Origin of the sequence: Kutzneria sp. 744, from assembly GCF_000568255.1 — a bacterium.
Taxonomy (GTDB): domain Bacteria; phylum Actinomycetota; class Actinomycetes; order Mycobacteriales; family Pseudonocardiaceae; genus Kutzneria.
Window position 1 is genome coordinate 3,394,919 of record NZ_KK037166.1, and the last position, 26,705, is coordinate 3,421,623.

Below are 26,705 nucleotides of genomic sequence, written 5' to 3' on the forward strand. Positions count from 1 at the left end.
GAAACGATCGAGCGGCAGTTTACAGCGCCTGCCACCCGTTCGGGTCCACTCCGCCGGGAATCTCGGCCGCAGTCTCGTACGGCTCCCGGCTGAAGATGAACGTGGCCAGGTCGAGGTGGCTGACCGAGCCGTCCTCACGGCGCACCACCCGCAGCGTCTCGCCCGCGTAGTAGCCGTCGAGGCCGATCCAGGTGTCCTTGCCGGTCGGCCGGAACCGGGACGCGCGCCCGCCGACGCCCGACAGCGCCGTGAAGCTGATCCAGCCGTCGTGCGACAGCCGCAGCGCCCGCGGCGCCGGGCCCCAGTACCAGGTTCCAGTCAGGGCCAGCAGGTCCTGGTCCACCTCGGGCAGCGGCGCCCACTCGGCCGGGATCGACGGCTCCAGCGTGGAGATGATGTCGATCAGGTCCGCGACCAGCATCGGCACGTCGACGCCGGTGGTCGTGTTGGTCATGGCGATGGCGGCGGTGCCGGTCTCGGGGTGCGCCCAGACCGTGGCCAGGAAGCCCGGCATCGAGCCGGTGTGCCCGGCCAGCCGGCGGTTGCGGTTGCGGGCCAGCTGGAAGCCGAGGCCGTAGCCGCCGGTCCACTGCTCGCCGTCCTCGACCACGGCCGGCTCCCGCATCTCGGCCACGGTGTCCGGGCGCAGCACGCCGCCCGTGTCGCCGGCGATGACGCGGGCCCAGCGGGACAGGTCGGTCAGCGTCGACCACAGCTGGCCGGCCGGGGCCATCGACACCGCGTCGTGCGACGGCTCCGGCAGCAGCACGTCGGCCCACGGGTGCACGGCCAGGCCGTCGGCGTGCGGCTTCTCCGGCATCGGCGTCGTGCGGGTCATGCCCAGCGGCTGCAGCAGCTCCGTGCGGACCGCGTCCAGCCAGCTCATGCCGCGCTGGCGGGCCACCAGCTCGCCGAGGGCGCCGTAACCCAGGTTGGAGTAGTGGAACCGGCGGCCCGGGCGGTGCTTGAGCTCCTCCGCGCCGACCCGCTCCGCCATCTCCGGCCACTCCACGCCCGGCGTGCGCTCCCACCACTGGCCCGGCGACTCCGCCGTGATACCGCTGGCGTGGGCCAGCAGCTGAGCCACGGTCACGTCGCCGAAGGCCGTGCCCGGCACGTACTTGTCGTACGGGGCGTTCAGCTCCACCTTGCCCTCGTCGCGCAGGCGCATCACCAGCGCGGCGACGAAGGTCTTCGTGATCGAGCCGATCCGGTACTGCGTGTCCACGCCGGGCACTTCGCCCGTGACCCGGCCGCGGCCGCCGCTCCACGCGATCTGCCCGTCCCGCACCACCGCCGCGACCAGCGAGGGCGCGCGCTTGGTGGACTGCTCGGCGGCGACGCGGTGCAGCAGGGCGCGCTCCGTGGAGGGCAGCAGGGGTTCGATCGGCACGCCAGGTCCTTCCCGTTCAACGGCGTTGGGCGGCGGAGGCGGGCCGTTAGCCTGGCAGCCATGGCTCGCACCCGGCTCTACCGTAACGGCGTCCTCGCGTCCGAGGACTTCAACCCCGCGGAGATCTCAGACCACCTGGCCGAACCGAGTGTGACCTTGTGGCTGGACATGTGCGAACCGGACGAATCGGATCTGGCTGTCATCAGCGAGGAGCTGGGCCTGCACCGGCTGGCCGTCGAGGACGCCATCTCCGAGCACCAGCGGCCCAAGCTGGACCACTACGAGTCGCACCTGTTCATGTCGGCCTACCTGGCCTCGGTCGATCCGGACACGGAGAAGCTCAGCACCAGCGAGATCTCCGTGTTCATCACGCCCTCGGCGCTGGTCACCGTGCGCAAGGATCCCCATTTCGACATCAACAAGGTCGTCGACCGCTGGGACACCAACGCCGACCTGGCCAAGAGCGGCGTGGCCTTCCTGCTGCACGGGCTGCTCGACTTCATCGTGGACAGCCACATCGACGCCGTGCAGCTGCTGGACGAGCGGATCGAGCAGATCGAGGAGGCCTTGTTCGCCGAGCGGGTCGACCTCCAGCCCCTCCAGCGCCACTCGTACCGCCTGCGCCGCAGCCTGATGGCCCTGCGCAAGGTCGCCGGGCCCATGCGGGAGGTCCTGGAGGGCGTCCTGCGGCACGGCTCGCACCTCGTCGACCGCACCATGCGCCCGTACTTCGGCGACGTCCAGGACCACGTGCTGAAGGCCGCCGGCCGCATCGAGGCGCTCCGTGACCTCGCCGCCACCCTGCGGGAGACCGAGCTGACCGTGCAGAGCAACCAGCTCAACGTGATCATGAAGAAGGTCACCAGCTGGGCCGCGATCATCGCTGTGCCCACGCTGATCACCGGCTTCTACGGCCAGAACGTCACCTATCCCGGCATCAACACCGAGTGGGGCTTCTGGGTGTCGTCGCTGGTGATCGTGGTGGCTTCGGTGGCGCTGTGGTGGTCCTTCCGTCGGCGCGGGTGGCTGTAGTACGTTGTGCCCGTGTCCGCGCGTCAGAACATGAACTGGTGGCCCGCCTGGTAGGCGGCCCACTCCCACGCGCATCCCCGTGGCCGTCTCATCCGAGGCGGCCATTTTGTTTGCCCGGCTTCGGTTGTGACGGCCCCTTTTCCCAGGAGCCCGACCATGTTGCTCGACCGGATCACCTCTGCCACCGCCTACGCGTTGCTGCGCCGCTCCCCCGACACCGTCGACGTACTCGTCGGCGACGTCGTCGAGGTGGCGTCGTTGGCCGAAATTCCTTTGTCCGACAAGGAAGTACTGGCGATCGTGCCCTACCGGCAGATCGCCGAGCGTGGCTTCGAGTGCGTCGACGACGGCGCGCCCTTGTTGGCTCTGCTTGTCCGTGAACGGGAAACCATCAGCTTGTCCGACGTGTTGGCCCGGATCGAAGACGTCCCCTTCGACCTGGTCGACGCCGGCTTCGACGTGGACGACGAGGCCTACGGCGAGATCGTGCGCAAGGTGCTCGCCGAGGAGATCGGGCAGGGCGCCGGGGCCAACTTCGTCATCAAACGGACCTACACCGCAACGATTCCGTCCTACACGCCCGCCGTCGCCTTGGCCGTCTTCCGCCGCTTGTTGGCTTCCGAACGTGGGGCCTACTGGACGTTCCTCGTGCACACCGGCGCCAGCACCTTCGTCGGCGCCACTCCCGAGCGGCATGTCTCCGTGGCCGACGGCATCGCCATGATGAACCCCATCAGCGGCACCTACCGCCACCCTTCCGGCCAGTCCGATCGTGACGAGCTGTTGGCGTTCTTGGCCGACAGCAAGGAAACCGACGAGCTGTACATGGTCGTCGACGAGGAGCTGAAGATGATGGCCCGCGTCGCCGCCCGTGGCGGCCGGGTGCTCGGGCCATACCTGAAGGAGATGTCCCGGCTGACCCACACCGAGTACCTGTTGGCCGGTGAGACCACCGTGGACGTTCGGGATGTCCTTCGTGAGACCATGTTCGCGCCCACCGTCACCGGCAGTCCGTTGGAGAACGCCTGCCGGGTCATCGCCCGCTACGAGCAGCGCGGCCGTGGCTACTACGCCGGCGTGTTGGCCCTCATCGGTCCCCACGGCTCTTCCCTCGACGCCCCCATCCTGATCCGCACCGCCGAGATCTCCCCGTCCGGCTCGTTGGCCGTCTCCGTCGGCGCCACCCTAGTGCGCGACTCCGTGCCCGAGAACGAGATCGCCGAGACCTACGCCAAGGCCGCCGGCATCCTGTCCGCCCTGCACGGTCGGTCCACTCCGGACAGTGGCGGTGTTTCCTTCGCCGACGACGTCCAGGTCTTGTCCGCCTTGGCCGCCCGCAACGACCGCCTCGCCCGCTTCTGGTTGGACCACCGGGATTCTTCCGTCGGCCCCTTCTCCGGCCTGCGCGCCTTGGTCGTCGACGGCGAGGACACCTTCACCGCCATGCTGTCACATCTCCTACAGTCCTTGGGTTTCTCCGTCACCGTCGTCTCCCATGACTCTTCTCCCGTGTTCGCCGGCTACGACCTCGTCATCGCCGGTCCCGGCCCCGGTGACCCTCGCGAGCACACCTCCCCCAAGATCGCCGCCCTGCGCCGCGTCATCCTCGACGTGTTGGAGTCCGGCACCCCGTTGTTGGCCATCTGCCTCGGACACCAGGTTCTCTCCTCGCTGCTCGGCTTCCCCCTCATCCGCAAGTCCCAGCCGTACCAGGGAATGCAGCGTTCCATCGACCTGTTCGGCCAGCCCCAGCGTGTCGGCTTCTACAGCACCTTCGTCGCCACCGGTGTCGTTCCCGGCGTCGACGTGTGTGCCGACCCCGCCACCGGCGAGGTGCATGCCTTGCGCTCTCCCGGCTTCGCCTCCACCCAGTTCCACCCCGAGTCTGTGCTTACGGAGCACGGCATCGACATCTTGGAGCGCCTGTTGACCGGCTTGTTGCTTCCCTGAAGCCCTTGTGGGCGTGAGATTCCCTTCTCACGCCCACAACTTCCGTCACCTGAAGTCGTCGCCCGGCAAGGGCTTTCAGTCTGTCGCGATTCGAGTCGATCTTGCTGCCGGCGCAACTCGCTGATATGAAGGACAAACCCGCTCGGGTGATCGAATCTCCCCCGACGTCCTGTCCGCCATGTCCTGCCGCACCCACCCCGCCCGGTCCTGCGACCTCGACCACCGGTCGGCCAAGGCCGGAAGCAGCGATGTCGGCGGGACCGCTGCCGCGACCACGATGGCCAACCGTGTACTTGACGCCCTCCATGACGTCGCGGCCTTGCCACCCGAACCGTGCTCACGTCCGCCGCAGCACACGTCCACCACCAGACAACCCGCCGCCAAAACCGGCAGTCAGATCCAGCCAGTCACATGCGGCGGGTCACGGTGGTCACGGGACCCCGCTGCGACACACCGGAGTTCGCCAGCCAGCCGTCCAACTGCTGCTGCACCCGCCCGAGAGTGGGACGGTGCCCGGCCTCCTTGTCGAGGGAGGCCATCAACAGCCGGCGGTGCACGGAACGCTCGGGCAGCTTGGTGTTGGGCTCGGCGTTGGCGCCGGCCAACAGGGCGGCCATGGGGTTTTCACGGGTGCCGCGAGGGGGGTGGCCGGTGAGGGCGTAGCTGACGGTGGCGGCGAGCTGCCAAGCGTCGGAGGCGGGGCTGGCGGTCTCGCCGCGGGCGACCTCGGGGGCCAGGTAGTCGGGGGTGCCCATCATCATGCCGGTGGCGGTGAGAGTGCTGTCGCCCCGACGACGGGCGAGGCCGAAGTCGATGAGGTGGGGAATGCCCTCGGGATCGATGATGACGTTGGAGGGCTTGAGGTCCCGATGCAGAACGGACTTCTCATGGGCGGCGGACAGGGCACCGGCGAGGGTGGACCACAGGCGGGCGGCGGCGACGTCGTCGAGCAGACCGTTGCGCTGCATGGCCTGGGCCAGCGAGAAACCCTCGACATACTCCATGACGATGGCGATGCCGTCGTCCTCCTCGAGAATGTCGTACACGTGCACACAGTTCTCATGACGAACGGCGGCCAGGGCGCGGGCCTCGCGGTACATGCGCTCCTGGGTGTCGGCATCCGAAGTGTGGGCGATCTTGATGGCGACCTGGCGGTTCAGGTTGGAATCCATGGCCAGCCACACCTTGCCGAACCCGCCGGCGCCGAGCTGACGGATACGACGGAAGCGACCGCCGAAGGAGTCGCCGGTGTTGTCGAACTTCGTCGGGGCGTCCAAGGGATTGAAGACGGTCTTGTCGGGATCGGGAGCGGGAGGGGTGGCCCACGGGAGAGGGCCGGGGGTCATGGCCAAGCCGCTGGCCAGAGAAGGACCGGCGGGCTGGACACGGGTGGGGGGAGGCAGAGGAGGCCGAACCTGAGGACGCGGCGGGGGGCCAACAGGCGGGGAAGACTGCGAGTACATCTGCGTGGGCGGGTTCTGCCGAGGCATGGCGGTGGCCGTCGCCGGATTTTGGCGGGGCATGGGGGCCTGCGACTGAGGCTTGGCCGCCGGCTTGACCGGTGAGGCGGGAGGCAGAGAAGGCGGCACGGGGCGCTGCTCGCTCAAAGCCTTGTCGGGCGGCGAAGACGGATGGAGCACGCCGTCGCTGGGCGTGCCGAGCAGCTTCACGGCCAGGACACCGACAGCGCTGACGGGAAGGAAGCCGAGCCACAGCATGCCGACGACACCGGCAGGCAGGCTGAAGGTGGAGAAGATGAAGATGACGAACGGCGCGTAGTACAGCCGGGCGGGCCACCGGGCGCCGCCACGGAAGGCGTTCTTGGCCTGCCGGGTGATCCAGAACAGCACGAAGGCCGGCACGATGATCAACGAGGCGATGGCCAGCCAGCGCACCGGCCCGCTCTCGGAGCTGGTGATGGCCCGAGCGGCCCGCATGGAGCCGGCGAGCAGGTCGTTCTGGCTGGACAGCACGTAACAGAAGCTCTCGCCGAGGGTGTTGCCGCCGGCCAACTGACCCGGGTTCTGCAACGCCACGGTGGCCCCGTTGAAGGCGGAGAGCGGCAGCAACAGGTTGCCGACGACGCCGATCGCCGTGAACAGGATCACCATGCCGGGGTGGTAGCTGTTGCCGCTGACCTTGCGGATCAGCGACACGAGCATGGCCGCGGCGATCGGGGCCAACGCGAACAACCCACCGGCCAGCGCAGTCGTCAGCAGCCAGTCACCATTGCAGACCCGCAGTCCGAACGCGCTGTGCAGTCCAGAGAGCAGGCCGATCACCAGCGCGCCGACACCGTCCACGCAGCCACTGTATCGCCGAGGCACGAGTGGTAGGCCGAACAGCGCAAAACCGAGACCCGGACTCACCCCCGCGAGCCACCCGCGCCGGGCGGCTCGCGGGGGTGATCGGCTAGGACAAGGTCCAGGACTGGGCGTTGGAGTTGTTGCAGTCGTAGATCTGCAGCTGGGTGCCGTTGGCGGTGGTGCTGTTGGGGTCGTCCAGGCACCGCCCGGACTGCGGGTTGACCAGGCCGGTGCCCTTGACCTGCCACTGCTGGGCCCCGGAGCTGTTGCAGTCGTAGAGCTGCACCTTGACGCCGTTGGCGGTGCCGGAATTCACCACGTCCATGCACTTGCCCATCACCTGCAGGCTGCCGTCGCCGGGAGCGGCCCACCGCTGGGCGTTGGAGCTGTTGCAGTCGTACAGCTGGATCGCGGTGTTGTTGCCGACACCACTGTGGTTGTCGTCGACGCACTTGCCGGCCAGCGCCGAGGTGATCGGCCCCGTTTTGACGTACGGAGCCCCGGTGCCGGGATACGACGGCGGCGGGGAGGACGCGGCCCACGAGGTGTTGGCGGTGGTGCCGAGCACGTAGTCAAGCGTCCCACCGGTGTTGACGATTGACGGTGGGAGAAACGCGTTGTTCCACGTGGATCCATTGAGGGACAAGGACTGCACGTACGGCGCGTTGTCGGCGGCCTGCGGCGCGTTGACGGTCAGCGCGTGCCCGCCGGGCAGCGTGATGACGGCCTGGGTGAACATCGGGCTGCCCAACGCCAGGTCGGCGGTGCCCGGGGTCTCCGGGAACATGCCCAGCGCCGACCACACGTACCAGGCGCTCATGGTGCCCAGGTCGTCGTTGCCGGCGAGGCCGTTGGGTTTGTCGGTCCAGATCTGGTCCTGGACCTGCCGAATCACCTGCTGCGTGCGATACGGCTGACCCACGTAGTCGTACTCCCACGGCAGCTCGATGCTGGGCTCGTTGCCGAGATCAGACTTGCTGCCGCCGGCGCCGTTGAAACCGGACAGCACGCTGTTCAGATACGAGATGTACGCCGCGTTTCCACCAAAGGCAGTGGCCAGGCCATGGACGTTGAACGGAACCATGCCGGTGTACTGCCATGAGGTGCCCTCGACGAAGTTGCTGCCGCTGGCGGCGTTGAATCCGCCGGTCCACGAGCCGTCGGCCTGCCGGGGCTGCATGAACTTGCTGGAGGGGTTGAACACGTTGGCCCACTCCTGGGCACGGTTGGCGAATCGAGTCTGGTTAGCGGAATCGCCCACAGCGCCGGCGAATGAAGACAAAGCGAAGTCGGCGGTGTCGTACTCCAGCTGCGTCGACACGGGTCCGTAGAAGTTGCAGCAGTTCCACTGGCCGTCGGCCGGCAGGTAGCCGGGGGTGGTCAGGTAGTTCTGACCAGGGCGGATGTTGTTCTGCACGGACGCCTCGTGCACCATGGCGGTCAACGCCGTGGAGGTGTCGAAATTGCGGGCGCCGAAGGCGTAGTAGTCGGCGAGAATGGCCGTTCCGGGGTCACCGACCATCACGTACGTCTCACCGTTGTTCAACGACCACTTGGGCAGCATGCCGCTCTGCGAATAGTCGTTGACCATGGATTGGGCGATGTCGCTGGCCTTGTCGGGCGCCAGCAGAGCCGACAACTGGGCCTGGGATCGATAGATGTCCCAGCCGGAGAAATTGGCGTACTGGGCGTGCCCGGCGGCCACGCTGTGCACCTTGTTGTCGAAACCGATGTACTGCCCGTTCACATCCGAGAACACGTTCGGATGCAGCAGCGAGTGGTACAGCGCCGAATAGAACGTCTGCTGCTGGGTGGTGGTGCCGCCGGCAATGGCGATGCGGCCCAGCATGCTGTTCCACGCCGTGTGGGCGGCCTGGTGCACGGCGTCGAAGTTCCACTGCGCGTTCTCGGTGTCCCGATTGCCCTGGGCGTTGGCCGTCGACACGTACGAGACGCCGACCTTGGCCTGCACGACCTGGTTGGCGGTGGTGTCGAAGGTCAGGTACTCGCCGGACGGCCCGGCCAGCTGCGGGGTGGCGGTCGGCGGCTGGGCGGGCGCGCCCGGGCGGGCGGTGTCCGGTGCGGGGCCGGACGCGGCGGCGAAACCTCCGCTGGTGGTGAAGGGCTGGTCGAACTTGGCGGCGAAGTACACGGTGTAGGTGGGGCTCGCACCGCAGAAGTGCCCGGTCGTGACCGACCCGACGATCTCGGTGTTGCTGACCGCCGTGACGGTCGTGTTGCTGACCGAGGTCTGGCTGCCGGCCAGCTTGATCAGCAGGTTGGCCTGCTTGGTCGCGGGGAACGTGAAGCGCCCCATGCCGGATCTGGTCGTGGTGGTCAGCTCCGTGGTGATGCCGGAGTTGAGTTTGACCTTGTAGTAGCCGGCGTCGGCCTGCTCATTGGCGTGCGAGAACGCAGCCGTGGCGGAGCCGTTGACCGCGCCGGTCGTCGGCAGGAACGGCACGTCACCCATGGCGCCGCAGCCGGGGCCGGCGATGTGGGTGAGGCTGAAGCCGGTGATCGAGGAGTCGTTGTACTCGTAACCGCCGCCGTCCGGGCGGCTCGGCGTGTCCGGGCTCCACTGGACCATGCCGAACGGCACGTCAGCGCCCGGGAAGTCATCGGCGGCGTTGCTGGTGCCGATGAACGTGTTGACCACGGATGCAGGGTCGGCCACCAGTGCCGGCTGCGCCGGCACCGCGGGTGTAGCAGGAATCGGCCCGAGTTGAATCGACAGGGTCGCCAGCGCGGCCAGAGCCAGCGTCGGGGATAACGACATCGTGTTCACCCTTTCGCGATGACATCGTTGTCATGTCCACAAATGTGAACATCGGCCGCGGCCCCGCCCTCACGCACCGCCGTGCGGCCGATCATGGGCGCCGGTCACGTCAGCCATGCGGCCCAGGACAAACCGGAAACCTCTTCAGACCCGTTGACCTGGGCGCTTCCCCGCGCGTAGAAAAGCACTGCCGACCGCCACCGCCCTGCCGCCTCGACTCGTCCCCGAGCACGAGCGCGGCTCCTTCCTCGTGAGGACGTGGATAGGTGATCGGACAGCTCGGTGCGGCGCTGGTGACGACGGTGGGCCTGATAATGGCCCCGTTGAACCACGACGCAGCCTCTGTGAAGACCCCGCACACCGTGGTGATGGACGGCCACGCCCTGGCCTCCGTGAAGATCCAGCTCGTGACGGGCACCGCGTCCAAGGCGACCCGCACCGCGTACGCCGCGCTGATCAAGGCGGCGGACGCGGACCTGAAGACCGGCCCGTGGTCGGTGACGGACAAGCCGCAGACCCCGCCCAGCGGCGACAAGCACGACTACATGAGCCAGGCCCCGTACTGGTGGGCCGGCACCAAGACGCCGGACAACCCGCAGGGCTGCCCGTACGTCAACAAGGACGGCCAGCGCAATCCCGAGGCCGACGCGATCACCGACCACACCTACCGCATGGTGGCGTGGGACGCGATCCGCGACCTGGCGCTGGCCTGGTACTACAGCGGCGACCCGAAGTACGCGGCGCGGGCCGAGCTGGACATCCGCACGTGGTTCCTGAACCCGGCCACGGCGATGAACCCGAACCTGAACTTCGCGCAGATCATCCCGTGCAGCACCAAGATCTCCGGCACGGGCATCATCGACTCCTCGCAGAGCCTGACCCAGGTGCTGGACGCGGTCACCGTGCTGGAGTCGGGCGCGCCGGGCTGGAAGGGCCAGGACTCCACGGGCCTGAAGGCCTGGTTCGGCAAGTTCCTGACGTGGATGCAGACCAGCCCGCAGGCCAAGCTGGAACTGGCCGCCACCAACAACCACGGCAGCTTCATCGACCAGCAGAACGCCGCGATGGCCGTCTACATCGGCAACACCAAGCTGGCCCGCAGCATTGTCGAGTCGGTGAAGCTGAACCGGATCGACAAGCAGATCAAGCCCGACGGCAGCCAGCCGCTGGAGCTGTCGCGCACGATGTCGTGGCACTACTCCAACTTCAACCTGGTGGCGCTGGGCCGGCTGGCCGAGATCGGCCACAACCTCGGCATCGACCTGTGGCACTACACCAGCCCCAGCGGCGGCAACCTGCTCAAGGCCGTGGACTTCCTGATCCCGGCGGCCGAGAAGGGCCAGAGCGTGTGGCCGTACCAGCAGATCAACGTGTTCGACCAGTCGATCGCGGTGGACATCTTCCACGCCGCGAAGGACCAGGCCGGCGACAAGGCGGCCGGCGCGGCCATCGCCAGGACGCCGGTGCCGGCCCTGGGCGACAACTGGCCGATCCGCCCCGGCGTGACCTCCCTCGACCCGCCCCTGAAGTGACCCTGTGATGCAGGGAAGGACGCCTTACCCGCGGTCAACGAGGGTAAGGCGTCCTTCCCTGCATGGAGCGGCCGTCAGCCAAGGGGTTGGCTGAAACGGATTGCGTTGCCGAAGGGGTCGCGCAGGCCGCAGTCGATGCCGTAGTCGCGCTTGGTCGGCGCGTCGGTGAACTCGACGCCCTTGGCCAGCAGCGTCTCGTACGTCTTCTGGCAGTCCTCGGTGGTGAAGAACAGGGTGCCGGCCATGGCGCCCTTGGTGAGCAGCTCGCGCACCTGGGCCGCGGTGGCCTCGTCCATGCGGGGCGCGCCGGGGCGCTCCAGCAGGATCTCCCGGTCCTTCTGGCCCGGCACGTTGATCGTCAGCCACCGCATGAAGCCGAGGTCGGCGTCGGTGTTGACCTCCAGCCCGAGCTTGCCGACGTAGAAGTCGAGCGCCTGGTCCTGGTCGAGCACGAAGATCTGGGAAATGGTCAGCGAGTTGAACATGACTCAGACGCTAGTGCCGGCCCCCGGGCGATCGCTTATCCAAAACTGCTCAGTCGTGGGGCCGCATCCAGGACATGGCGAAGCAGGTGGGCACGGGTGCGAGCGGCCCGCGGGCCCGGCAGGCCGACGGGGTCTCGCCGACGATGTCCCGGAAGGTGCGGCTGAAGGTGCCGAGGCTGGTGAAGCCCACCTCCAGGCAGATGTCCGTGACGCTGCGATCGCACGAGCGGAGCAGGAACATCGCCCGCTCCACCCGGCGCCGCTGGAGGTAGCGGTGCGGGGTCTCGCCGAAGGTGGCCCGGAAGGTGCGGATGAAGTGCGCCTCCGACACGTGCGCGACGCGGGCCAGCGCCGGCACGTCCAGCGGCTCGGCGTAGTGCCGGTCCATGGTGTCCCGGGCCCGCAGCATGCGGCGGTTGGTGTCCTCGACGGCCCGGCTCACGGGCCTGATCACACCACATGATGAGAACGCTTGCGGGCGGCCCGGCCGGATGAGGATGCTCGGGACATGTCCATCACCAGCGGCGTGCTCGTCGGCAACCCCCGTCCCGCCTCCCGCACCCTCAACGCGGCCCTCGCGCTGCGCGACGCCTTGCACCGTGTTGTCGGCGACGCCACGGCCGGCCCGGTCGTCGACGCCGCCGAGCTGGCGGAGCAGGTGTTCACGCCGGGCGCGACCGCAGTGAAGGCGGCCTTGGAGGCGCTGGCCGCTACGAATGTGCTCGTGGTGGCGTCGCCGACGTACAAGGCGAGCTACACCGGCCTGCTCAAGGCGGTGCTCGACCAGCTCCCCGGCGGCGCGCTCAAGGGCGTGGTGGCGGTGCCGCTCCAGGTCGCCGCGTCGGACAAGCACGCCCTGTCCGTCGACCTGCACCTGCGGCCCGTGCTCGTGGAGCTGGGCGCGACCGTGCCGGGGGCGGGCGTGTTCGTCAACGAGGCCCGGCTGACCGGCGACCAGGACACCCTGACCAAGGAGCTGGCCGAAGAGCTCGAATCCACCGGCACCGCGAACACGCTGCGGGCACTGCTGGCCAGGTGACGCACAGCGGTCGCGCCGCTGCACTAGGTTGCTCGCGTGTCTGTTGCGGCGAGAATGAACCGGCTGCCCATCACGCGGTCGCACCGGCTGGCCACGGTCGCGGTGGGCCTCGGCCTGTTCTTCGACATCTACGAGATCTTCCTGGCCGGCACGCTGGCCAACGTGCTGGTGGCGCAGTTCCATCTGGACAAGGCAATCCTGCCGCTGGTGCTGGCCTCGACGTTCATCGGTATGTTCGTCGGCGCGATCCTGTTGGGACGGTTGGCCGACCGGATCGGCCGCAGGCGGGCGTTCCTGCTGAGCCTGGGCATCTACTCGGTGTTCTCGCTGCTGGGCGCGTTCAGCATCGGGCCGTGGACGCTGATGGCCAGCCGCTTCTTCGCCGGCGTGGGCATCGGGGCCGAGCCCGCGGTGTCGGACGCGTACCTCGGCGACCTGCTGCCGCCGAAAAAACGGGGCCTGTACACGGGAATCGCCTACACGCTGTCGTTCCTGGGCGTGCCGGCGGTCGGTTTCCTGGCGGCCGGGCTGGTACCGCTGAACCCGGACGCATGGCGCTGGCTGTTCGTGATCGGCGCGGCCGGCGCGGTCGTCGTCTTCCTGCTGCGGACCGGGCTGCCGGAGTCGCCGCGCTGGCTGGAATCGGTGGGACGGCGCGAGGAGGCGGAGAAGATCGTCGCCCGGTTCGAGGCCGAGGCCGGCGGCGACCTGCCGGAGCCGGCAGCCGATGAGACGCCCAACACCACCGCCTCGGTCGGGGCGCTGCTGCGGCCGCCGTACCGCAGGCGCACGCTGATGATGGCCGTGTTCCACCTGCTCCAGACGTTCGGCTACTACGGCTTCGGCACGCTGGTGCCGACGGTGCTGGCGGCCAAGGGCTATCCGATCGTGCAGTCGCTGCTGTTCAGCGGCATCACGTTCATCGGCTACCCGGTCGGGGCGGCGCTGTCGCTGCCGATCATCGAGCGGGTCGAGCGCAAGCACCTGGTGATCGCCGCCGGCCTCGGCATGGCGGTGTGCGGCCTGGCCTTCGGCTTCGCCTCGTCGGAGGCGCTGATCCTGAGTTTCGGCTTCCTGTACACGGCCGTGAGCAACGTCTTCTCCAACGCCTTCCACGTCTACCAGGCGGAGATCTTCCCGACCGGACTGCGTTCCACCGCCGCCGGCTCGACCTACGCGCTGTCCCGGCTGTCGAGCGCCGCCATGCCGTTCGTGCTGGTGCCGCTGCTGCACGCCACCAACTCGGCCGTGCTGTTCTCGGTGGTGGCCGCCGCCATGATCGTCGTGGCCTTCGACGTGGGCATGTTCGGTCCCCGCACGACCGGCCGCGACCTGGAATTGGTCAACGTCTGAGCAAACCCAAATGCCTACTCGCGCGTAGTAAGCACCATGGCGCGACTGACGGCCGGTGGCCGACTACGGCAGGCCCGGCAGAACTCGAGGCGCGCGGTCCAGCCCCTGGCCGCGCCCGCGGAGCCGCCGCGCCCCGCGCGCAAGAAGGTCGGGGCGGGCTGGCTGGTGTACGCGTTTCCGCTGGTCATCGCCCTGACGGCGATCACGGGCTTCCGCGTGCTGAAGGAGCAGCCGCCGGCCGAGCCGACACCGACGCCGGTGGCCGCCGGCGCGTCGACGCCCGTGTCCATCGGCGAGGCCCCGCCCGGGGCCAAGTTCGCCAAGCAGCTGGCGTCGGCCCAACTGCCCGACGGCGGCCCCATTCCCGCGGTCGGCAAGGGCACCTTCCACGTCGTGCCCGGTGCCTCGGCCCAGATCGGCAAGGGCAAGCTCACGACGTACACCATCGAGGTGGAGGACGGTTTCCAGCCGGTCGGCGGCGACGCGCTGTTCGCCGAGACCGTGCAGAACACCCTGTCCAACCCCAAGAGCTGGATCGGCGGCGGCCAGATCTCGTTGAAGCGCGTCGACTCGGGAAAGGCCGACCTGCACATCCGCCTGGCGTCGCAGCAGACCACCCGTGATCCCAAGGTGTGCGGCTTCGACATCCCGTACGACACGTCCTGCCGCCTCGACGACAACGTCTACCTCAACGACGCCCGCTGGGAGCGCGGCGCGGTGGCGTTCCAGGGCAACATCCTGCTGTACCAGCAGTACGCTGTGAACCACGAGGTCGGGCACTTCTTCGGCGGCAACCACCTGCCGTGCGCCGACAGCGGCGGGCTGGCGCCGGTGATGATGCAGCAGACACTGTCCACCGCGAACAACGACCTCGCCGACCTCACCACCCAGAACCCGCAGGGCATCGTCGTGCCCCGCGACGGCAAGGTCTGCCAGCCCAATCCCTGGCCGTTCCCGGTGGCGGGCCAGGGTCAGTGAGGCGGGAACTGAGGTACGTTGACCGGGTCGGGAGCACCTCGCACGCCAGCGCCTCAGCCGGTGTCGGCCCCCGGCTATGTGATCGGCCGCAGCAACGGGGCCGAAGACGGGAGCGCCGACATGACGTCGGACCGCGTGCCCAGTGGTGACGGCGCCCGGATGTCCAAGGTCCACTCGGACGCCCAGCAGGCGATGCGAACCCAGCAGGCCCTGGCCGCCCGCACCGTCGCCGACCACTGCCTCGACGCCGACGACCGGGGCACCCTGCTCGAAATGCTCGGCCTCGACGACGACAGCGCCCGCGAGGACGTCTCGGCCGCGCTCACCGTCGGGCTCAACGCCTACCTTCGGGCCGTGGCCCGCGCCGTCGGCGTGCCTGCGAACATATCGAAATACAGATGGCGATGGCTTCTTGTGTGTCGACCAGCTGCCCGTCGGTTCGAACGAACGTGCTTGAGATACACTATCGGATCATGTTGAGGTTCGCCACACGCGGCCTTAAGCACTTCGATATGCCTTGCTTTACCCTCATCGACATCCCCACAGTCCGTGCGGGATTTAAGCGGTGCATTCTACCTGTCGCTATCATATTACCTTACCACACAAGGAACCGGATGCTCGTAGACCACTCCACGACAGCCTTTGTGACGCTCCCCTTCAGGGGTAGCCCGGACCGCAGGGTCTCGAACGATAGCATACACTGCCTAGTGACGCATTCTCTTATGGTCGACTATACGATGTTTCAAATCTAAGCTATTCCTGATCAAACTGAGCCGCCGGAGGGTGTGCATATTAAAAACAGCGAGCCTTATCGCCAATCCTGAGGAGGCTGTACTGGCCCCAGTGTAGTCTGTTACATACGGATTACCCTGGTCCCACATTTCGTGATCAATGAGGAATCTGTGTCATAGCTACGTCGTGCCGGCGGCCTTCTGACCCCGGACAGCACCGCGGCCCGGTGGCTTTCGCCACCGGGCCGCGGTTTTTTGCTGGTGTCTACGCTCAGACGGCGTTGACGGCCTGGGCCTGCGGGCCCTTCTGGCCCTGGCCGACCTCGAAGCGCACGCGCTGGTTCTCCTCGAGCGACTTGAAGCCGTTGCCCTGGATCTCCGAGTAGTGCACGAACAGGTCGGCGCCACCGTCGTCGGGGGAGATGAAGCCGAAGCCCTTCTCCGAGTTGAACCACTTCACGGTGCCCTCAGCCATGGTGTCTCCTCTACAGGGTGCCTATCGGTCCGCCGCGGCTGCCACGGACCGAGCCGCTTGCGGCGGGAAGCTCTTCCTGGAGGAAAACCAATATGCCCGCAACACTTGTTTCGCGAGCGCGTGGATGAACACGAACACAAAACCAACGACCATGGATATCCAACCACAGCCGCCGCCGCGCGCCAAACCGACACCCGCTCACGGCCGCCGCCGGCCGAAATCCGCTGGTGGCGGCGGGCAGCATGACCGGCATGGAGCTCTTCCGCACCGACCGCCGCGTCCGCATCTGGCTGCAGACCGTGACCCACGGGCAGCTGCTGCTGTCCGTCGCCGAGACGGGCGCGCCGACCCGCATTGACCTGCTGTTCAAGGTCGTGGAGCGGCAGTGCATCCGGTCCGAGTACGACGGCCTGGTCGTACGGCGGCCGCACGAGGACGAGGACTTCCCGCCGGACGCCTTCGTGCTGGAGTCCGGCGACATCCGGGACTACGTGTGCGCCGCCGGCTTCTTCTGGCAGGAGGACGAGGAGACCGACTTCGGCCCGGCGGTGATGGTGGCGAAGATGATGCCGCTGCCCTTCGAGCCGCCGTTCCCGGTCCGCGCGGCCTTCCCCGACTGGACGCCGACCGGCCCCACGATACCCCTCGGCGACCTGATCGACGCCCTGTCCTCCGACACCCCCGAGCCGCCGGCCGGCTTCCGGCACCTGCACGCCGTCGTGGTGCGAATCACCCCCAGGGTCGGCCGCGAGATCACCGCCCCGGTCGCCGTCTACCTCACCCGCGGCGAGGCCGAGGCGGCGATCCTGGCCGACCTCGCCGCCAAGGCCGCCGTCATGGCCCGCGGCGCCGAGCCCGACGCCCGCATCCAGGACCGGCTCATCGCCCAGACCCTGTCCGACACCAGCATCCAGCGCTGGATCGTCCCCGTGCCGGTCCGTCTCTGAGCGGCCGTGTCCTCATTCGAGGGCATGGCGTCCGGATGTGGGATTGACTTCTGTTCACCGAGGTCGACACGACATTCGGCGGGCACGGATAATTGCATCAACGGCCCGTGGCGCTGGATCGGAGCAAATGCCGAAGCCTACGGTTCGACTTGTCCGCAACAATCGGCAGGCCTCGAACCCGGGAGTTAGCAGTGCAGGATCGAAGCGGTCTCACATTGCCGGAAAACCACGCCCGTTCGCGCCGACGTCTGCTCGGCGCGGTCGGTGCGGTCGCGCTGACACTGGCCCTGTCCAGCGCGGTGACCACGGGGACGGCCACGGCGAGACCGGCGGGGTGCGCACGGTCGGCGACGTTCGACGGCACCGAAATCCAGGTCGACAACTGTGCGGGAAACGACGGCAAACACGGATGGGTCTGGATCCACACCGGCAACGCGGCCAAAATCCATTGGGCCGATGTCGACGTGACACTGGACACCGGGGTGTTCGCCACCGTTTCCGCCGATCGCAACAAGACCAACACGGGCATCTTCGTTCAGCACATCACCAAGGCGAAGATCTGCAATTTCGTTTCGCCGCCCATCGGCTTTCCCCGGGTCCCGGTGCCGTCCTGCTCGGTCGACATTCCGTTCTAGCGCCGGATCACAGCACCTCGACGGCCTCGTCGAACTCCAGGCGGGGCAGTCGAGGGAACCAGGCGTCCGGGCCGGGCTTGCCGATGTTCACGATGACCAGGGGCTCCTGGGTGCCGTCGGCGAAGAACTCCTCACGCACGCCCGCGGCGTCGAAGCCGGTCATGGGGCCGGCGGACAGGCCGGCGGCGCGGACGCCGAGGATGAAGTAGCCGACCTGGAGCAGGGCGTTGAAGCGGGCCGTCTCCGCACGCTTGCCGGCGTCGGGGAAGCGGTCCTTGGCGTTGGGCACGTGCGGGAAGGTGCGGTGCAGGTGCTCGTGGAAGTCGCTGTCGGCGGACAGGATCGCCACCACGGGGGCGGTGCCGGTCTTGCCCCGGTTGCCCTCGGACATGTGCGGCAGCAGCCGCGCGCGGGCCTCGGCGGAGCGCACGAAGGTCACGCGGAGGGGCTGGATGTTCATGCTGGTCGGGGCCCACTTGACCAGGTCGTAGATGGCCCGCAGCTGCTCGTCGGAGACGGGCTCGTCGGCGAAGGTGTTGGCGGTTCGCGCCTCGTGGAACAGCAGCTCCTGGGCGGAGCGCTCGAGCTCGAGGACATCGGTCAGCGTCGCGGTCATGCCCCGGTCAACATGGTCAAGCGCTCAACTATTTCGGCTCTGATGGTTGAGTGTTCACCTTCACACCGTTGAAGAGCAGGTTGAGCAGCACGGCGGCGATGCTGCCGGCGCTGATGCCGGAGTTCATGACGGTCTGGAACCAGCCCGGGAACTGGGCGTACACGGTGGGGGCGGCCACCGGCACCAGGCCGATGCCCAGGGCGACGGCGACGACCATCAGGTTGGAGTTGCCGTCGAACGACACCTGCCGAAGCATCCTCACACCGCCGGCCGCCACGGAGCCGAACATGACGATTCCGGCTCCGCCCAGCACGGGCATCGGCACCGAGGCGACGATCTCCCCCAGCACCGGGAAAAGCCCCAGCAGCACCAGAATCCCGCCCGCGGTGGCCACCACGTACCGGCTGCGCACCCGGGTCAGCGCCACCAGGCCGACGTTCTGCCCGAAAGCCGTGTAGGGGAACGTGTTGAACACGCCGCCGAGCAGGCTGGACAGGCCGTCGGCCCGCAGCGCCCTGGTCAGGGTCACGCTGTCCACCGGCCGGTCCACGATGTCGCCGACGGCCAGCACGCTGCCGCTGGTCTCGGTCATCGTCACCAGCATGACGATCACGAACGCCACGATCGCGCCCGGCTCGAAGGTCGGCAGTCCGAAGTGGAACGGCGTGGTGATCTCCAGCACCGGCGAACCGCCCACACCCGAGAAATCGGCCAGTCCCAACGGAATCGCCGCCACCGTGCCGACCACGATGCCGACGAGCACGGCGATGCGGCCGATCAGCCCGGGCACGAACCGATGCACCAGCACCACGAGCACCAGCACGCCGAAGGCCACCGCGAGATTGACCGGCCGGCCGAATCCGGGCGCCCCGACGCCGCCGGCGGCCCAGCCGACCGCGACCGGCAGCAGCGACACCCCGATCACCAGGATGATCGTGCCGGTGACCACCGGCGGGAAGAACCGTGTCAGCTTGGCGAAGTACGGCGCGATCAGCACCACCATCAGGCCGGACACGATGATCGCGCCGTAGCCGGCGGGCAGCCCGCCGCCGGTGGTGCCGATCATCACCATCGGCGTCACGGCCGCGAAGGTGCACCCCTGCATGATCGGCAGCCGCGCGCCGAACACCCAGACTCCCAGGCACTGCACCAGGGTCGCCACGCCGGACACCAGCAGGTCGGCGTTGACCAGGTAGCCGATGTCCGCAGTGGACAGATGCATCGCGCCGCCGACGATGAGCGGCACGGCCACCGCGCCCGCGTACATGGCGAGCACGTGCTGGAGGCCGAACGTGAGCAGCTGACCGGCGGGGAGCCGCTGGTCGACAGGGTGCACGGTCATCGGCGGAGTCTAGGTCCGCCGCGTTACCGCGACGTCACGCAATGTCCTATGCGGCTGGTGCGGTCTCGGCCATCTTCGCGGTCACGCGGTGCGTCACCTTGCGCTCGGCCACGAAGGACAGGAACGGGATGGTGCCGGCCAGCAGCACGCCGAGCGTGTACAGCGGCGCCCACTTCGACTTGAGCGACAGGTCGAAGGCACACACCAGGTAGATCATGTACAGGAAGCCGTGGATCGGACCGACCACCGCGACCAGCGTCGGCGCGTCGGCGGTGTACTTCAGGATCACGCCGACGGTCAGCACGAGCAGGCCGACACCGGTCAGGTAGGCCATGAACCGGAAGCGGGTGAGAGACCCCTTCATCGACTTACTCTCCGTCTCTCGCGCTCAACGCCGCGAGGTAGCTGTTGTACTGCGCCATCGCGTCGTCCGGGCCGTCGGCGGGCGCGGCGGTCCGCCACTCGGTCGGCGAGCGCCGCGGCTTGGCCTCCGGCACGTCCTCGACGGCCGGGGCCTGGGCCACCGACTGCTCCGACGCCCGGCGTTCCTTGTCCAGCTTCCACATCCGCCAGTACATGAAGGGGATGAACAGGCCGAACAGGGGCCACTGCAGGGCGTAGCCGAGATTCTGGAGGGTGCCGGACGACTCCTGCGACCGGTCCCACTGCCACCAGCCGAGCCGGAAGCACACGAACACGGCCGCCAGGGCCAGCAGATGCACCAGCAGCCAGCGAGGGGCGAGCAGACCGCGAACCACGTCGTCGACGGTAACACTGGTGGGTCGGGGGCCGGTCAGGGCCTGGCACTGGCCTTGGCGGCCGCATCGGCCACCGAGAAGACCTTCTGTCCGTATTCCACCGAGTTGTTGTACGACAGCACGGCCGCCCACCAGCCGGCGGCGGTGGCCAGGTCGCGGCCGCCCGCGCACAGGTAGCGCGCCGCGGACACGGTGGCGTCGTCGATGTTCTGCGGGTTGGCGACCCCGTCGCCGTTGCCGTCCGAGGCCCAGTTCCGCCAGGTGGACGGGATGAACTGCATGGGGCCGACGGCGCGGTCGTGCACCGGGTCGCCGTCGAGGCCGCCGCCGTCGGTGTCGGAGATGTCGGCCACGCCGGAGCCGTTGAGCGGCACGCCGACGATGGGGCGGGTCTCGTCCCCGTTGGCGGCCAGCGTGGCGCCGCCGAAGCGCCCGTGGTCGGACTCGATGCGGCCGATGCCGGCCAGGAAGGTCCACGGGATGTGGCAACCGGGCTGCACCTTGGCCATGGTGAGGTCGGCATTGGCGTACGCGCGCAGGGCGCGGGCCGGTATGCCGGTGGCGCCGGACACGCGCGCCAGCCAGACCTCGGCGGTCTCCTGCCTACCGGCGGCACTGGCCTGGGCCGAGGGCTGCGCGGCGTCGGCGGCCGGGGCCGCCGCACCGACCCGCACCGGTGCCGGCGCGACGTGCAGCGCGGGGAAGTCGACCGCGACGGGATGAGGCGTGGGCGTGCTGGCCCGATCGACCAGCCACAGCGCCGCGCCCGCCACCGCGAGCACAAGAAGGACAACCAGCAGCCGGAACACCACCTTCGGCGGGCGAGCGGACGGCTGCGCCGTCGGCTCGGACTGCTGGATCGCCATCACCACAGGCTACCCACAAGTAGCCACAAAACCACTGGCTGCCGGCGGCGACTCACCGCCGGTTCGCCTGATTCAGGGACGCTGCTGCCGGTTCAGCCGGGCCACGCACCACGCTGCCGCACTGCCCCGACGCAGATGCTCCAGCACGGTGAGCGGGCCGAGTCGGCGCGCAAGGTCGGACGGCGCGAGGCCGGCCGCACGGTAGTCCAGGGCACGCTGGTCGAGCGGGCTGATCCCCGCGTCCCACCAGGCCTCGGCCTCTTCGACGGCGCCGGCCAGCTGCCAGCACGTCGCGACCTCGGTGAGCAGCTCGTCGGGCACCCCGGGCAGCCGCTTGCGCATCGCGGCCAGATAGGCCGGATCCACCGCGTCCACCTCGAACATGCCCCGCGCACTGCCCCGCCCACCCCGCTGCGCGGGAATTCCGGACCGCTGCCGCGGCACGGACGGTGTCTCGGCAAGCCACTGGGACTTGATCCGATTCACCTCTTGAAGCTCGGCGTCCTGCGACCGCTCGGCAGTCCACTGCCTGACGAGCTCGTCGACCCCGGAGTCTTCGACCATCCGTGCCTCCTCATGGCTGATGATCACCCAACGCCTGCGCACCGTATTGCGTTCCGCCGGAGCACCGCTAGACCCGATTCCCGTTACCAGGGCGTGATCGGGGTTAATGCACCCGGTCGGTGGAACTGTGCCCGGATCCGACTACTTTGCGCAATCGGCCGAGCAGGTGTCATGAGGGCACGAGTTCGCGCACGAACGTGATGATCGCCTGCGCTGCGTTACCAAGGCCGCCCACGATCTCCTTGACCCAGCCCGCGGATGCCGCCGGTTGGGCGATCAGCGCGAACAGGACCAGCGCCGCGCCGGCGATGATGAGTACCCTTTTCATCCCTCGTGCACCTTCTTCGTTCGCGGACCCGCCCTCGAGGCCCATGATCGACCATGCCGCGGCCGGCGTCGCCCAGCGCGACCGGTGTGTCGCCGGTTCCCGGTTCGGGGTAACACCGTCGGGGTCCCGGTGAACGTTAGCGTACGCAGCGATGATCGCAGGTCAGACCGCGCAAAGGTGTCAACTCGGGCACGTGGCCAGCATGTTCGCCAGCGCGTCGTGCTCGGCCGCGGTCACGAACAGCTGGTAGCTGTGCTTCACGATCACCCAGTTGGTGGCATAGGTGCACCAGAAGGCCTGGTTGGCCGGCTTCCAGCTGGCCGGGTCCTGGTCGCCCTTGCCGCGGTTGCTCGACGCCGAGACGGCCAGCAGCTGGGGCGCCGTGAGGTCGTTCCCGAACTGCGAACGCCGCTCGTCGGTCCACTTGTCGGCCCCGGTCCGCCAGGCGTCGGCCAGCGGCACCATATGGTCGATGTCCAGGTCGGAGGCCTTGTTGATCACCTTGTTGTCGTACGGGCTGGTCCAGTGCCCGCTGGTCGCCCGGCACGAGGCGTCCTTGCGCACGTCCTTGCCGTCGCGCGCGATGACCACCTCCCGGGTGTCGCACCCGTTACCCTGCGTGACCCAGTGCTTGAACCGGTCGCGGGAATAGCCGGCCATCGGATGCCAGGTCGCGATCGGCAGCTCCGCCAGCTGCACCTGAGCGGGTGAGGAACCACTGGCGGTGGTCGGTCCGGAGATGTCCTTGACGACGAACGCCGCTATCACGAGAACGACAACTCCGGCAAGGGTCAGCAACCATCGGCTAGCACGCATGGCGAGATCATTTCTTGTCGCCATGCAATTTCACGGCAACCTGGCCGCAGTGTCTTTGCCGCGCGTTCCGCGCGGGGCTCGGCCCCCGGGTAGCCGACGCAGTGCCTTTAGCGCCGCGTTCCGCGGCGGGCTCGGCCCCCGGGTAGCCGACGCCTCGCCCTTGCCGGATTTCGCCCGCCGCATCCGGCTCGGGTGGGGCGGACGTCGGGTGGCGGCGGCCGAAATCCGGCAACCGGGCGAAGCATCGGCGGGGCCTCGCACTCTCCTGGGCTGACGGCACCAGCAACCGTCACAGCAGGCCGCCGTCAGTGGGAACGCCGTCGCAACGACCGCCTGTCGGCCCGGGACCAGCACGGAATGTCCGAAGTGGACTCCATTGCCCAGGAGTTCCGCTACGGCAAGGACTCCTGGGCCACGGACACCATCGCCGGCACCGGCCGCCACGGCCAGTTTTGATGTCAGGAAGGGCCCCTTCCTGACGTTGAACGCCAGGATCGGTCCCTTGATCTTGGTCGCGATGCCAGGAAGGGGCCCTTCCTGACGTTCAACGCGAGGATCGGTCCCTTGATCTTCTGGTCAGCTGGCCTGGGCGGTGGGCATGATGGTGACCTGCTCCAGGTTGACGTGGGCGGGCTGGGAGGCGAGGAAGCCGACCAGGCGGGCGACGTCCTCGGCGGCCAGCCACTCCAGGCTGTGCTTGACGCCCTCCAGCCAGTCGTTGGCGCCCTGGTCGGTGACGTGGTCCTGGAGCTCGGTGCGCACCAGCCCCGGCTCGACGGCCGACACCCGCACGCCCTTGGCCCCCAGCTCGGCCCGCAGGGTGCGGGACGTGTGCGTGACGAAGGCCTTGGTGCCGGCGTAGACGGCGAAGTTGGGGTAGATGTTCTTCGCGCCGATGGAGGACGTGTTGATCAGGTCGGCGACGCCCTTGTCAGCGGCGGAGGCGACGAGCTGGGGCACGAAGGCGCGGATGGCGTTCATCAGCCCGGTGATGTTGGTGTCGATCTCCCGCTGCCACAGGTCGGACCGCAGCGTGTCGACCGGCGCGGGCAGCATGACGCCGGCGTTGTTGAACAGCAGGTCGGCCCGGCCGAAGTCGGCGGCGACACGGTCGGCGGCGGTCTGCACGGAGGCGGCGTCGGACACGTCGGCGGCCAACGCCAGCGCCTGCCCGCCGTTCTTCTCGATGCGGGTGACGAGCTCGCTGAGCCGGTCGGCCCGACGGGCCAGCACGACGACCCGGGCGCCCAGCTCGGCCAGGTGCTCGGCGGTGGCCTCGCCGATGCCGCTGGACGCACCGGTGACGACGGCGACGCGACCTTCAAGAACCTTGGACATCTCGGTTTTCCTTCGTCTCGGTGGGATGCCTCAACATCACCACCGGCCGCAGGCCACAACCAGACCCGCCGCTGACTGGTACGCGGAGGGCCACCCTCGGGCGCGCGGGTTCGGCCACACTGGGACACATGGACCGCAGCGCCGAGATCGCCGACTTCCTGCGCACCCGCCGGGCCCGGATCAGCCCGGACGCCGCCGGGGTGCCGGCGGACGGCCGCACCCGTCGTGTGCCCGGGCTGCGCCGCGACGAGGTGGCGCGGCTGGCCGGCATCAGCATCGAGTACTACACGCGCCTGGAACAGGGCCGTGGCGGCAATCCGTCGCCGGAGATCATCGACGCCGTCGCCGGCGCGCTGCGGCTGGATCCCACCGAGCACGAGCACCTGACCAACCTGCTCACCAAGCCCGGCGGGGCGGCCCGCCGCGCGTCGGCGTCCGGCCCGCAACGGGTGCGGCCGGGCCTGTACATGCTGTTGCAGACCCTGGATCACGTGCCCGCCTTCGTGCTGGGCCGCCGCACCGACATCCTGGCCTCCAACGCGCTGGGCCGCGCCGTGCTCACCGACTTCGAGGCGCTGCCGCCGTCCGGCCGCAACCTCGCCCGCTACCTGCTGCTGGATCCCGAGTCCCGCTCATGTAGCGACGAATGGGAGCGCTACGCCTCGGAAACCGTGGCCATGCTGCGCCTTGACGCCAGCCGTCACCCCAACGACAAGCAGCTGGCCGATCTGATCGGTGAGCTCACCGTGCGCTGCCCCGAGTTCTCCGGCTGGTGGCACGACCACAAGGTGCTGCAACGCACCCACGGCCTCAAGACCTACCGCAACGCCCTCGTCGGCGACCTCGAGTTCCACTACGAGGCCCTCACCCTCCCCGGCGACCCCGACCAGACCCTGTGCGTCTACAACGTGGAGCCAGGATCCCCAACGGCCGAGCGAATCCAGCTCCTACGCAACTGGACCGCCCCCGCCCACACCTCTACCTGCGCCCACACCGATATCTGACCCCAACCCCGGAGAGCCCTCGGCCCGCCCGCACACAACTCTGACTACCGGTTGTAGGACTGCAGGCCCGGCCGGATGGTCTTGTCGTCCAGGAACTGCTGCAGACCCTGCTGCCGCCCCTGGGTCTTGTCCAGGAACTGGGACTGCTCCAGCTTGGCGTACAGGTAGTCCAGCGCGCCGTCGGTGTCCATGTTGCGGGCGTTGCGGAAGCCGACCTTGGCCGCGCGCAGCACCACCGGGTTCTTGTCGAGCAGCTCGCGGGCCAGGGTCTCGACCTCCGAGCGCAGCCGGGCCAGGGGCACGCTCTGGTTGACCAGGCCCATGCGGGCGGCCTGCTGACCGTCGAACAGACGGCCGGTCATGATGTAGAACAGCGCTTCCCGTGAGCCGACGGTCTCGGCCAGGGCCCGGGACACGAGGCCGCCGGGCGGGATGCCCCAGTTGATCTCGGACAGGCCGAACTGGGCCTCGTCGGCGGCGATGGCCAGGTCGCAGCCGATCAGCGGCACGAAGGCGCCGCCGAAGCACCAGCCGTTGACCATGGCGATGGTGGGCTTGGCGTAGGTGCGCAGCAGCCGCCAGTGCCATTCGAACGAGTCGCGGCGCACGCGGGCCTGCAGGGCCTCGTCGCCGGACTCGTCGACCTCGCGGAAGTACTCCTTGAGGTCCATGCCGGCCGACCACGCGTCGCCGGCGCCGGTCAGCACCACCACGCCGCACGAGCGGTCGGCCTCCAGCGTGTGCAGCACGTCGATCATCTCGGCGTTCAGCGTCGGGCTCATGGCGTTGCGCTTGTCGGGCCGGTTCAGCTCGACCCAGCCGATTCCGTCAACCACCTCGACATTGACCGTCGTCCATTCAGCCATTGCTACCTCCCGGGTAACGTCTGTTGTCGTGTTTTCCCAGCAAGCGCCGGAGCCGCGGCTGAGCTACCTCGTGGGGCGGCTGGACCGCGCCCTGCGGCTGCTCATCGAGGACGCCGTGCGCCCGCATGGCCTGACCGTGCCGCAGTACACGACCCTGTCCGTGTTGCAGCGGCAGACCGGGCTGTCCAACGCGCAGCTGGCTCGGCGGGCGATGACCACGCCGCAGTCGATGAGCGAGGTGATCGCGGCGCTGACCAAGGCCGGCCTGATCCGGCGCGAGGCCGATCCGGCGCACGGCCGGATCATGCGCACCGAGCTCACCGCGGCCGGCGAGGCGGTGCTGGACAAGTGCGAGCCGCTGATCAACGAGATCGAGACGCGCATGCTGGCCGAGCTGTCCACCGGCGACCGCGACCGCCTGCCTCTGCTGCTGCGCAGCTGTGTGCGCATGCTCAGCTCCGGTTCGGAGAGCTGAGCCGGGCCCGCAGCGCCTTCTTGTCGTGCTTGCCGACGGTGGTCAGCGCAGCGCCTCGACCAGCACGATCCGCTCCGGCAGCCACCACCTCGGCACG

At 68.7% G+C, this 26,705-nt stretch carries 27 protein-coding genes; 11 read left to right on the top strand and 16 right to left on the bottom strand.

Features of this window, described 5'->3' with window-relative positions:
* Positions 1 to 19: 19 nt before the first annotated feature.
* Positions 20 to 1,387, bottom strand: a complete 1,368-nt coding sequence (locus KUTG_RS15075) for a serine hydrolase (RefSeq protein WP_157495559.1) — start codon at positions 1,385 to 1,387, stop codon at positions 20 to 22.
* Between the two features lie 66 nt (positions 1,388 to 1,453).
* Here KUTG_RS15075 and KUTG_RS15080 point away from each other — a divergent pair, with 66 nt between their 5' ends.
* A complete protein-coding gene (locus tag KUTG_RS15080; RefSeq protein ID WP_043717507.1) occupies positions 1,454 to 2,425 on the top strand; it encodes a magnesium transporter CorA family protein in 972 nt (323 codons plus the stop codon).
* 156 nt (positions 2,426 to 2,581) lie between these two features.
* The gene (locus tag KUTG_RS15085; protein WP_043717508.1) at positions 2,582 to 4,375 is read left to right on the top strand and encodes an anthranilate synthase family protein; all 1,794 of its coding nucleotides are present in this window, start codon (positions 2,582 to 2,584) and stop codon (positions 4,373 to 4,375) included.
* A gap of 407 nt (positions 4,376 to 4,782) precedes the next feature.
* Here KUTG_RS15085 and KUTG_RS15090 read toward each other — a convergent pair whose 3' ends face one another.
* Together KUTG_RS15090 and KUTG_RS15095 are read right to left on the bottom strand one after the other, a co-directional pair.
* Positions 4,783 to 6,678 (bottom strand): serine/threonine-protein kinase, encoded by a 1,896-nt coding sequence (locus KUTG_RS15090; protein WP_043717509.1) that lies wholly within the window; start codon positions 6,676 to 6,678, stop codon positions 4,783 to 4,785.
* Between the two features lie 109 nt (positions 6,679 to 6,787).
* Entirely contained in the window at positions 6,788 to 9,460 is a 2,673-nt protein-coding gene (locus tag KUTG_RS15095; protein ID WP_052396593.1) for a lectin, read from the bottom strand.
* 266 nt (positions 9,461 to 9,726) lie between these two features.
* On the opposite strand from KUTG_RS15095, the gene KUTG_RS15100 reads away from it, so the two are divergent.
* The gene (locus tag KUTG_RS15100) at positions 9,727 to 10,992 is read left to right on the top strand and encodes an alginate lyase family protein (protein ID WP_232240809.1); all 1,266 of its coding nucleotides are present in this window, start codon (positions 9,727 to 9,729) and stop codon (positions 10,990 to 10,992) included.
* Positions 10,993 to 11,066: 74 nt separating this feature from the next.
* On the opposite strand, the gene KUTG_RS15105 is transcribed toward KUTG_RS15100, so the two are convergent.
* Complete coding sequence (locus KUTG_RS15105) at positions 11,067 to 11,477, bottom strand: VOC family protein (protein ID WP_043717510.1); 411 nt, start codon at positions 11,475 to 11,477, stop codon at positions 11,067 to 11,069.
* Positions 11,478 to 11,526: 49 nt separating this feature from the next.
* Positions 11,527 to 11,886 carry a helix-turn-helix domain-containing protein gene (locus KUTG_RS15110; RefSeq protein ID WP_198047770.1) on the bottom strand — a complete coding sequence of 120 codons (360 nt, stop codon included), beginning with the start codon at positions 11,884 to 11,886 and terminating at the stop codon, positions 11,527 to 11,529.
* Positions 11,887 to 11,985: 99 nt separating this feature from the next.
* Between KUTG_RS15110 and KUTG_RS15115 the strand changes: the two genes are divergently transcribed.
* The 4 genes from KUTG_RS15115 (at position 11,986) to KUTG_RS15130 (ending at position 15,327) form a co-directional block, all read left to right on the top strand.
* Positions 11,986 to 12,516: an NADPH-dependent FMN reductase gene (locus KUTG_RS15115; RefSeq protein ID WP_084581143.1), complete on the top strand. Its 531-nt coding sequence runs from the start codon at positions 11,986 to 11,988 to the stop codon at positions 12,514 to 12,516.
* A 36-nt stretch (positions 12,517 to 12,552) separates the two neighbouring features.
* On the top strand, positions 12,553 to 13,869 hold the full coding sequence (locus tag KUTG_RS15120; protein ID WP_043717512.1) for an MFS transporter: 1,317 nt from the start codon (positions 12,553 to 12,555) through the stop codon (positions 13,867 to 13,869).
* A gap of 36 nt (positions 13,870 to 13,905) precedes the next feature.
* Positions 13,906 to 14,847: a DUF3152 domain-containing protein gene (locus tag KUTG_RS15125; RefSeq protein WP_084579340.1), complete on the top strand. Its 942-nt coding sequence runs from the start codon at positions 13,906 to 13,908 to the stop codon at positions 14,845 to 14,847.
* A gap of 120 nt (positions 14,848 to 14,967) precedes the next feature.
* Entirely contained in the window at positions 14,968 to 15,327 is a 360-nt protein-coding gene (locus tag KUTG_RS15130; protein WP_157494546.1) for a hypothetical protein, read from the top strand.
* A gap of 522 nt (positions 15,328 to 15,849) precedes the next feature.
* Here KUTG_RS15130 and KUTG_RS15135 read toward each other — a convergent pair.
* Entirely contained in the window at positions 15,850 to 16,053 is a 204-nt protein-coding gene (locus KUTG_RS15135; protein ID WP_043717514.1) for a cold-shock protein, read from the bottom strand.
* A 251-nt stretch (positions 16,054 to 16,304) separates the two neighbouring features.
* Between KUTG_RS15135 and KUTG_RS53460 the strand changes: the two genes are divergently transcribed.
* Together KUTG_RS53460 and KUTG_RS15145 are read left to right on the top strand one after the other, a co-directional pair.
* Positions 16,305 to 17,000, top strand: coding sequence for a hypothetical protein (locus KUTG_RS53460; RefSeq protein ID WP_052394559.1), 696 nt, complete (start codon positions 16,305 to 16,307; stop codon positions 16,998 to 17,000).
* A gap of 191 nt (positions 17,001 to 17,191) precedes the next feature.
* Complete coding sequence (locus KUTG_RS15145) at positions 17,192 to 17,635, top strand: hypothetical protein (RefSeq protein WP_157494547.1); 444 nt, start codon at positions 17,192 to 17,194, stop codon at positions 17,633 to 17,635.
* Between the two features lie 7 nt (positions 17,636 to 17,642).
* Here KUTG_RS15145 and KUTG_RS15150 read toward each other — a convergent pair whose 3' ends face one another.
* The 9 genes from KUTG_RS15150 to KUTG_RS15185 all read right to left on the bottom strand — a co-directional run bounded on the left by KUTG_RS15150 (position 17,643) and on the right by KUTG_RS15185 (position 24,263).
* Positions 17,643 to 18,251 carry a malonic semialdehyde reductase gene (locus tag KUTG_RS15150; RefSeq protein WP_043717516.1) on the bottom strand — a complete coding sequence of 203 codons (609 nt, stop codon included), beginning with the start codon at positions 18,249 to 18,251 and terminating at the stop codon, positions 17,643 to 17,645.
* 28 nt (positions 18,252 to 18,279) lie between these two features.
* A complete protein-coding gene (locus KUTG_RS15155; protein WP_043717517.1) occupies positions 18,280 to 19,593 on the bottom strand; it encodes a nucleobase:cation symporter-2 family protein in 1,314 nt (437 codons plus the stop codon).
* 46 nt (positions 19,594 to 19,639) lie between these two features.
* Positions 19,640 to 19,957 (bottom strand): DUF3817 domain-containing protein, encoded by a 318-nt coding sequence (locus KUTG_RS15160; protein ID WP_043717518.1) that lies wholly within the window; start codon positions 19,955 to 19,957, stop codon positions 19,640 to 19,642.
* Positions 19,958 to 19,961: 4 nt separating this feature from the next.
* Positions 19,962 to 20,351 carry a hypothetical protein gene (locus KUTG_RS15165; RefSeq protein ID WP_043717519.1) on the bottom strand — a complete coding sequence of 130 codons (390 nt, stop codon included), beginning with the start codon at positions 20,349 to 20,351 and terminating at the stop codon, positions 19,962 to 19,964.
* A 35-nt stretch (positions 20,352 to 20,386) separates the two neighbouring features.
* Complete coding sequence (locus tag KUTG_RS15170) at positions 20,387 to 21,217, bottom strand: lytic transglycosylase domain-containing protein (RefSeq protein ID WP_052396594.1); 831 nt, start codon at positions 21,215 to 21,217, stop codon at positions 20,387 to 20,389.
* Between the two features lie 72 nt (positions 21,218 to 21,289).
* A complete protein-coding gene (locus tag KUTG_RS15175; RefSeq protein ID WP_043717521.1) occupies positions 21,290 to 21,781 on the bottom strand; it encodes a hypothetical protein in 492 nt (163 codons plus the stop codon).
* Between the two features lie 169 nt (positions 21,782 to 21,950).
* Complete coding sequence (locus KUTG_RS61275) at positions 21,951 to 22,109, bottom strand: hypothetical protein (RefSeq protein WP_198047173.1); 159 nt, start codon at positions 22,107 to 22,109, stop codon at positions 21,951 to 21,953.
* Positions 22,110 to 22,289: 180 nt separating this feature from the next.
* Positions 22,290 to 22,925 carry an HNH endonuclease family protein gene (locus tag KUTG_RS15180; protein ID WP_043717522.1) on the bottom strand — a complete coding sequence of 212 codons (636 nt, stop codon included), beginning with the start codon at positions 22,923 to 22,925 and terminating at the stop codon, positions 22,290 to 22,292.
* A 576-nt stretch (positions 22,926 to 23,501) separates the two neighbouring features.
* Positions 23,502 to 24,263, bottom strand: coding sequence for an SDR family oxidoreductase (locus tag KUTG_RS15185; protein ID WP_043717523.1), 762 nt, complete (start codon positions 24,261 to 24,263; stop codon positions 23,502 to 23,504).
* Positions 24,264 to 24,391: 128 nt separating this feature from the next.
* On the opposite strand from KUTG_RS15185, the gene KUTG_RS15190 reads away from it, so the two are divergent.
* Positions 24,392 to 25,267, top strand: a complete 876-nt coding sequence (locus tag KUTG_RS15190; protein WP_052394561.1) for a helix-turn-helix transcriptional regulator — start codon at positions 24,392 to 24,394, stop codon at positions 25,265 to 25,267.
* A gap of 44 nt (positions 25,268 to 25,311) precedes the next feature.
* On the opposite strand, the gene KUTG_RS15195 is transcribed toward KUTG_RS15190, so the two are convergent.
* A complete protein-coding gene (locus tag KUTG_RS15195) occupies positions 25,312 to 26,133 on the bottom strand; it encodes a p-hydroxycinnamoyl CoA hydratase/lyase (RefSeq protein WP_043717524.1) in 822 nt (273 codons plus the stop codon).
* 28 nt (positions 26,134 to 26,161) lie between these two features.
* On the opposite strand from KUTG_RS15195, the gene KUTG_RS15200 reads away from it, so the two are divergent.
* The gene (locus tag KUTG_RS15200; RefSeq protein WP_043717525.1) at positions 26,162 to 26,608 is read left to right on the top strand and encodes a MarR family winged helix-turn-helix transcriptional regulator; all 447 of its coding nucleotides are present in this window, start codon (positions 26,162 to 26,164) and stop codon (positions 26,606 to 26,608) included.
* Positions 26,609 to 26,705: the final 97 nt, after the last annotated feature.

Excerpts from the sequence above, each read along its gene's own strand:
- KUTG_RS15080 (WP_043717507.1), top strand. The coding sequence starts at position 1,454 with ATGGCTCGCACCCGGCTCTACCGTAACGGCGTCCTCGCGTCCGAGGAC.
- KUTG_RS15085 (WP_043717508.1), top strand. The coding sequence starts at position 2,582 with ATGTTGCTCGACCGGATCACCTCTGCCACCGCCTACGCGTTGCTGCGC.
- KUTG_RS15095 (WP_052396593.1), bottom strand. The coding sequence starts at position 9,460 with ATGTCGTTATCCCCGACGCTGGCTCTGGCCGCGCTGGCGACCCTGTCG.
- KUTG_RS15105 (WP_043717510.1), bottom strand. The coding sequence starts at position 11,477 with ATGTTCAACTCGCTGACCATTTCCCAGATCTTCGTGCTCGACCAGGAC.
- KUTG_RS15110 (WP_198047770.1), bottom strand. The coding sequence starts at position 11,886 with ATGCTGCGGGCCCGGGACACCATGGACCGGCACTACGCCGAGCCGCTG.
- KUTG_RS15115 (WP_084581143.1), top strand. The coding sequence starts at position 11,986 with ATGTCCATCACCAGCGGCGTGCTCGTCGGCAACCCCCGTCCCGCCTCC.
- KUTG_RS15125 (WP_084579340.1), top strand. The coding sequence starts at position 13,906 with ATGGCGCGACTGACGGCCGGTGGCCGACTACGGCAGGCCCGGCAGAAC.
- KUTG_RS15130 (WP_157494546.1), top strand. The coding sequence starts at position 14,968 with ATGACGTCGGACCGCGTGCCCAGTGGTGACGGCGCCCGGATGTCCAAG.
- KUTG_RS15135 (WP_043717514.1), bottom strand. The coding sequence starts at position 16,053 with ATGGCTGAGGGCACCGTGAAGTGGTTCAACTCGGAGAAGGGCTTCGGC.
- KUTG_RS53460 (WP_052394559.1), top strand. The coding sequence starts at position 16,305 with ATGGAGCTCTTCCGCACCGACCGCCGCGTCCGCATCTGGCTGCAGACC.
- KUTG_RS15150 (WP_043717516.1), bottom strand. The coding sequence starts at position 18,251 with ATGACCGCGACGCTGACCGATGTCCTCGAGCTCGAGCGCTCCGCCCAG.
- KUTG_RS15155 (WP_043717517.1), bottom strand. The coding sequence starts at position 19,593 with ATGACCGTGCACCCTGTCGACCAGCGGCTCCCCGCCGGTCAGCTGCTC.
- KUTG_RS15160 (WP_043717518.1), bottom strand. The coding sequence starts at position 19,957 with ATGAAGGGGTCTCTCACCCGCTTCCGGTTCATGGCCTACCTGACCGGT.
- KUTG_RS15170 (WP_052396594.1), bottom strand. The coding sequence starts at position 21,217 with ATGGCGATCCAGCAGTCCGAGCCGACGGCGCAGCCGTCCGCTCGCCCG.
- KUTG_RS15175 (WP_043717521.1), bottom strand. The coding sequence starts at position 21,781 with ATGGTCGAAGACTCCGGGGTCGACGAGCTCGTCAGGCAGTGGACTGCC.
- KUTG_RS61275 (WP_198047173.1), bottom strand. The coding sequence starts at position 22,109 with ATGAAAAGGGTACTCATCATCGCCGGCGCGGCGCTGGTCCTGTTCGCG.
- KUTG_RS15180 (WP_043717522.1), bottom strand. The coding sequence starts at position 22,925 with ATGCGTGCTAGCCGATGGTTGCTGACCCTTGCCGGAGTTGTCGTTCTC.
- KUTG_RS15185 (WP_043717523.1), bottom strand. The coding sequence starts at position 24,263 with ATGTCCAAGGTTCTTGAAGGTCGCGTCGCCGTCGTCACCGGTGCGTCC.
- KUTG_RS15190 (WP_052394561.1), top strand. The coding sequence starts at position 24,392 with ATGGACCGCAGCGCCGAGATCGCCGACTTCCTGCGCACCCGCCGGGCC.
- KUTG_RS15195 (WP_043717524.1), bottom strand. The coding sequence starts at position 26,133 with ATGGCTGAATGGACGACGGTCAATGTCGAGGTGGTTGACGGAATCGGC.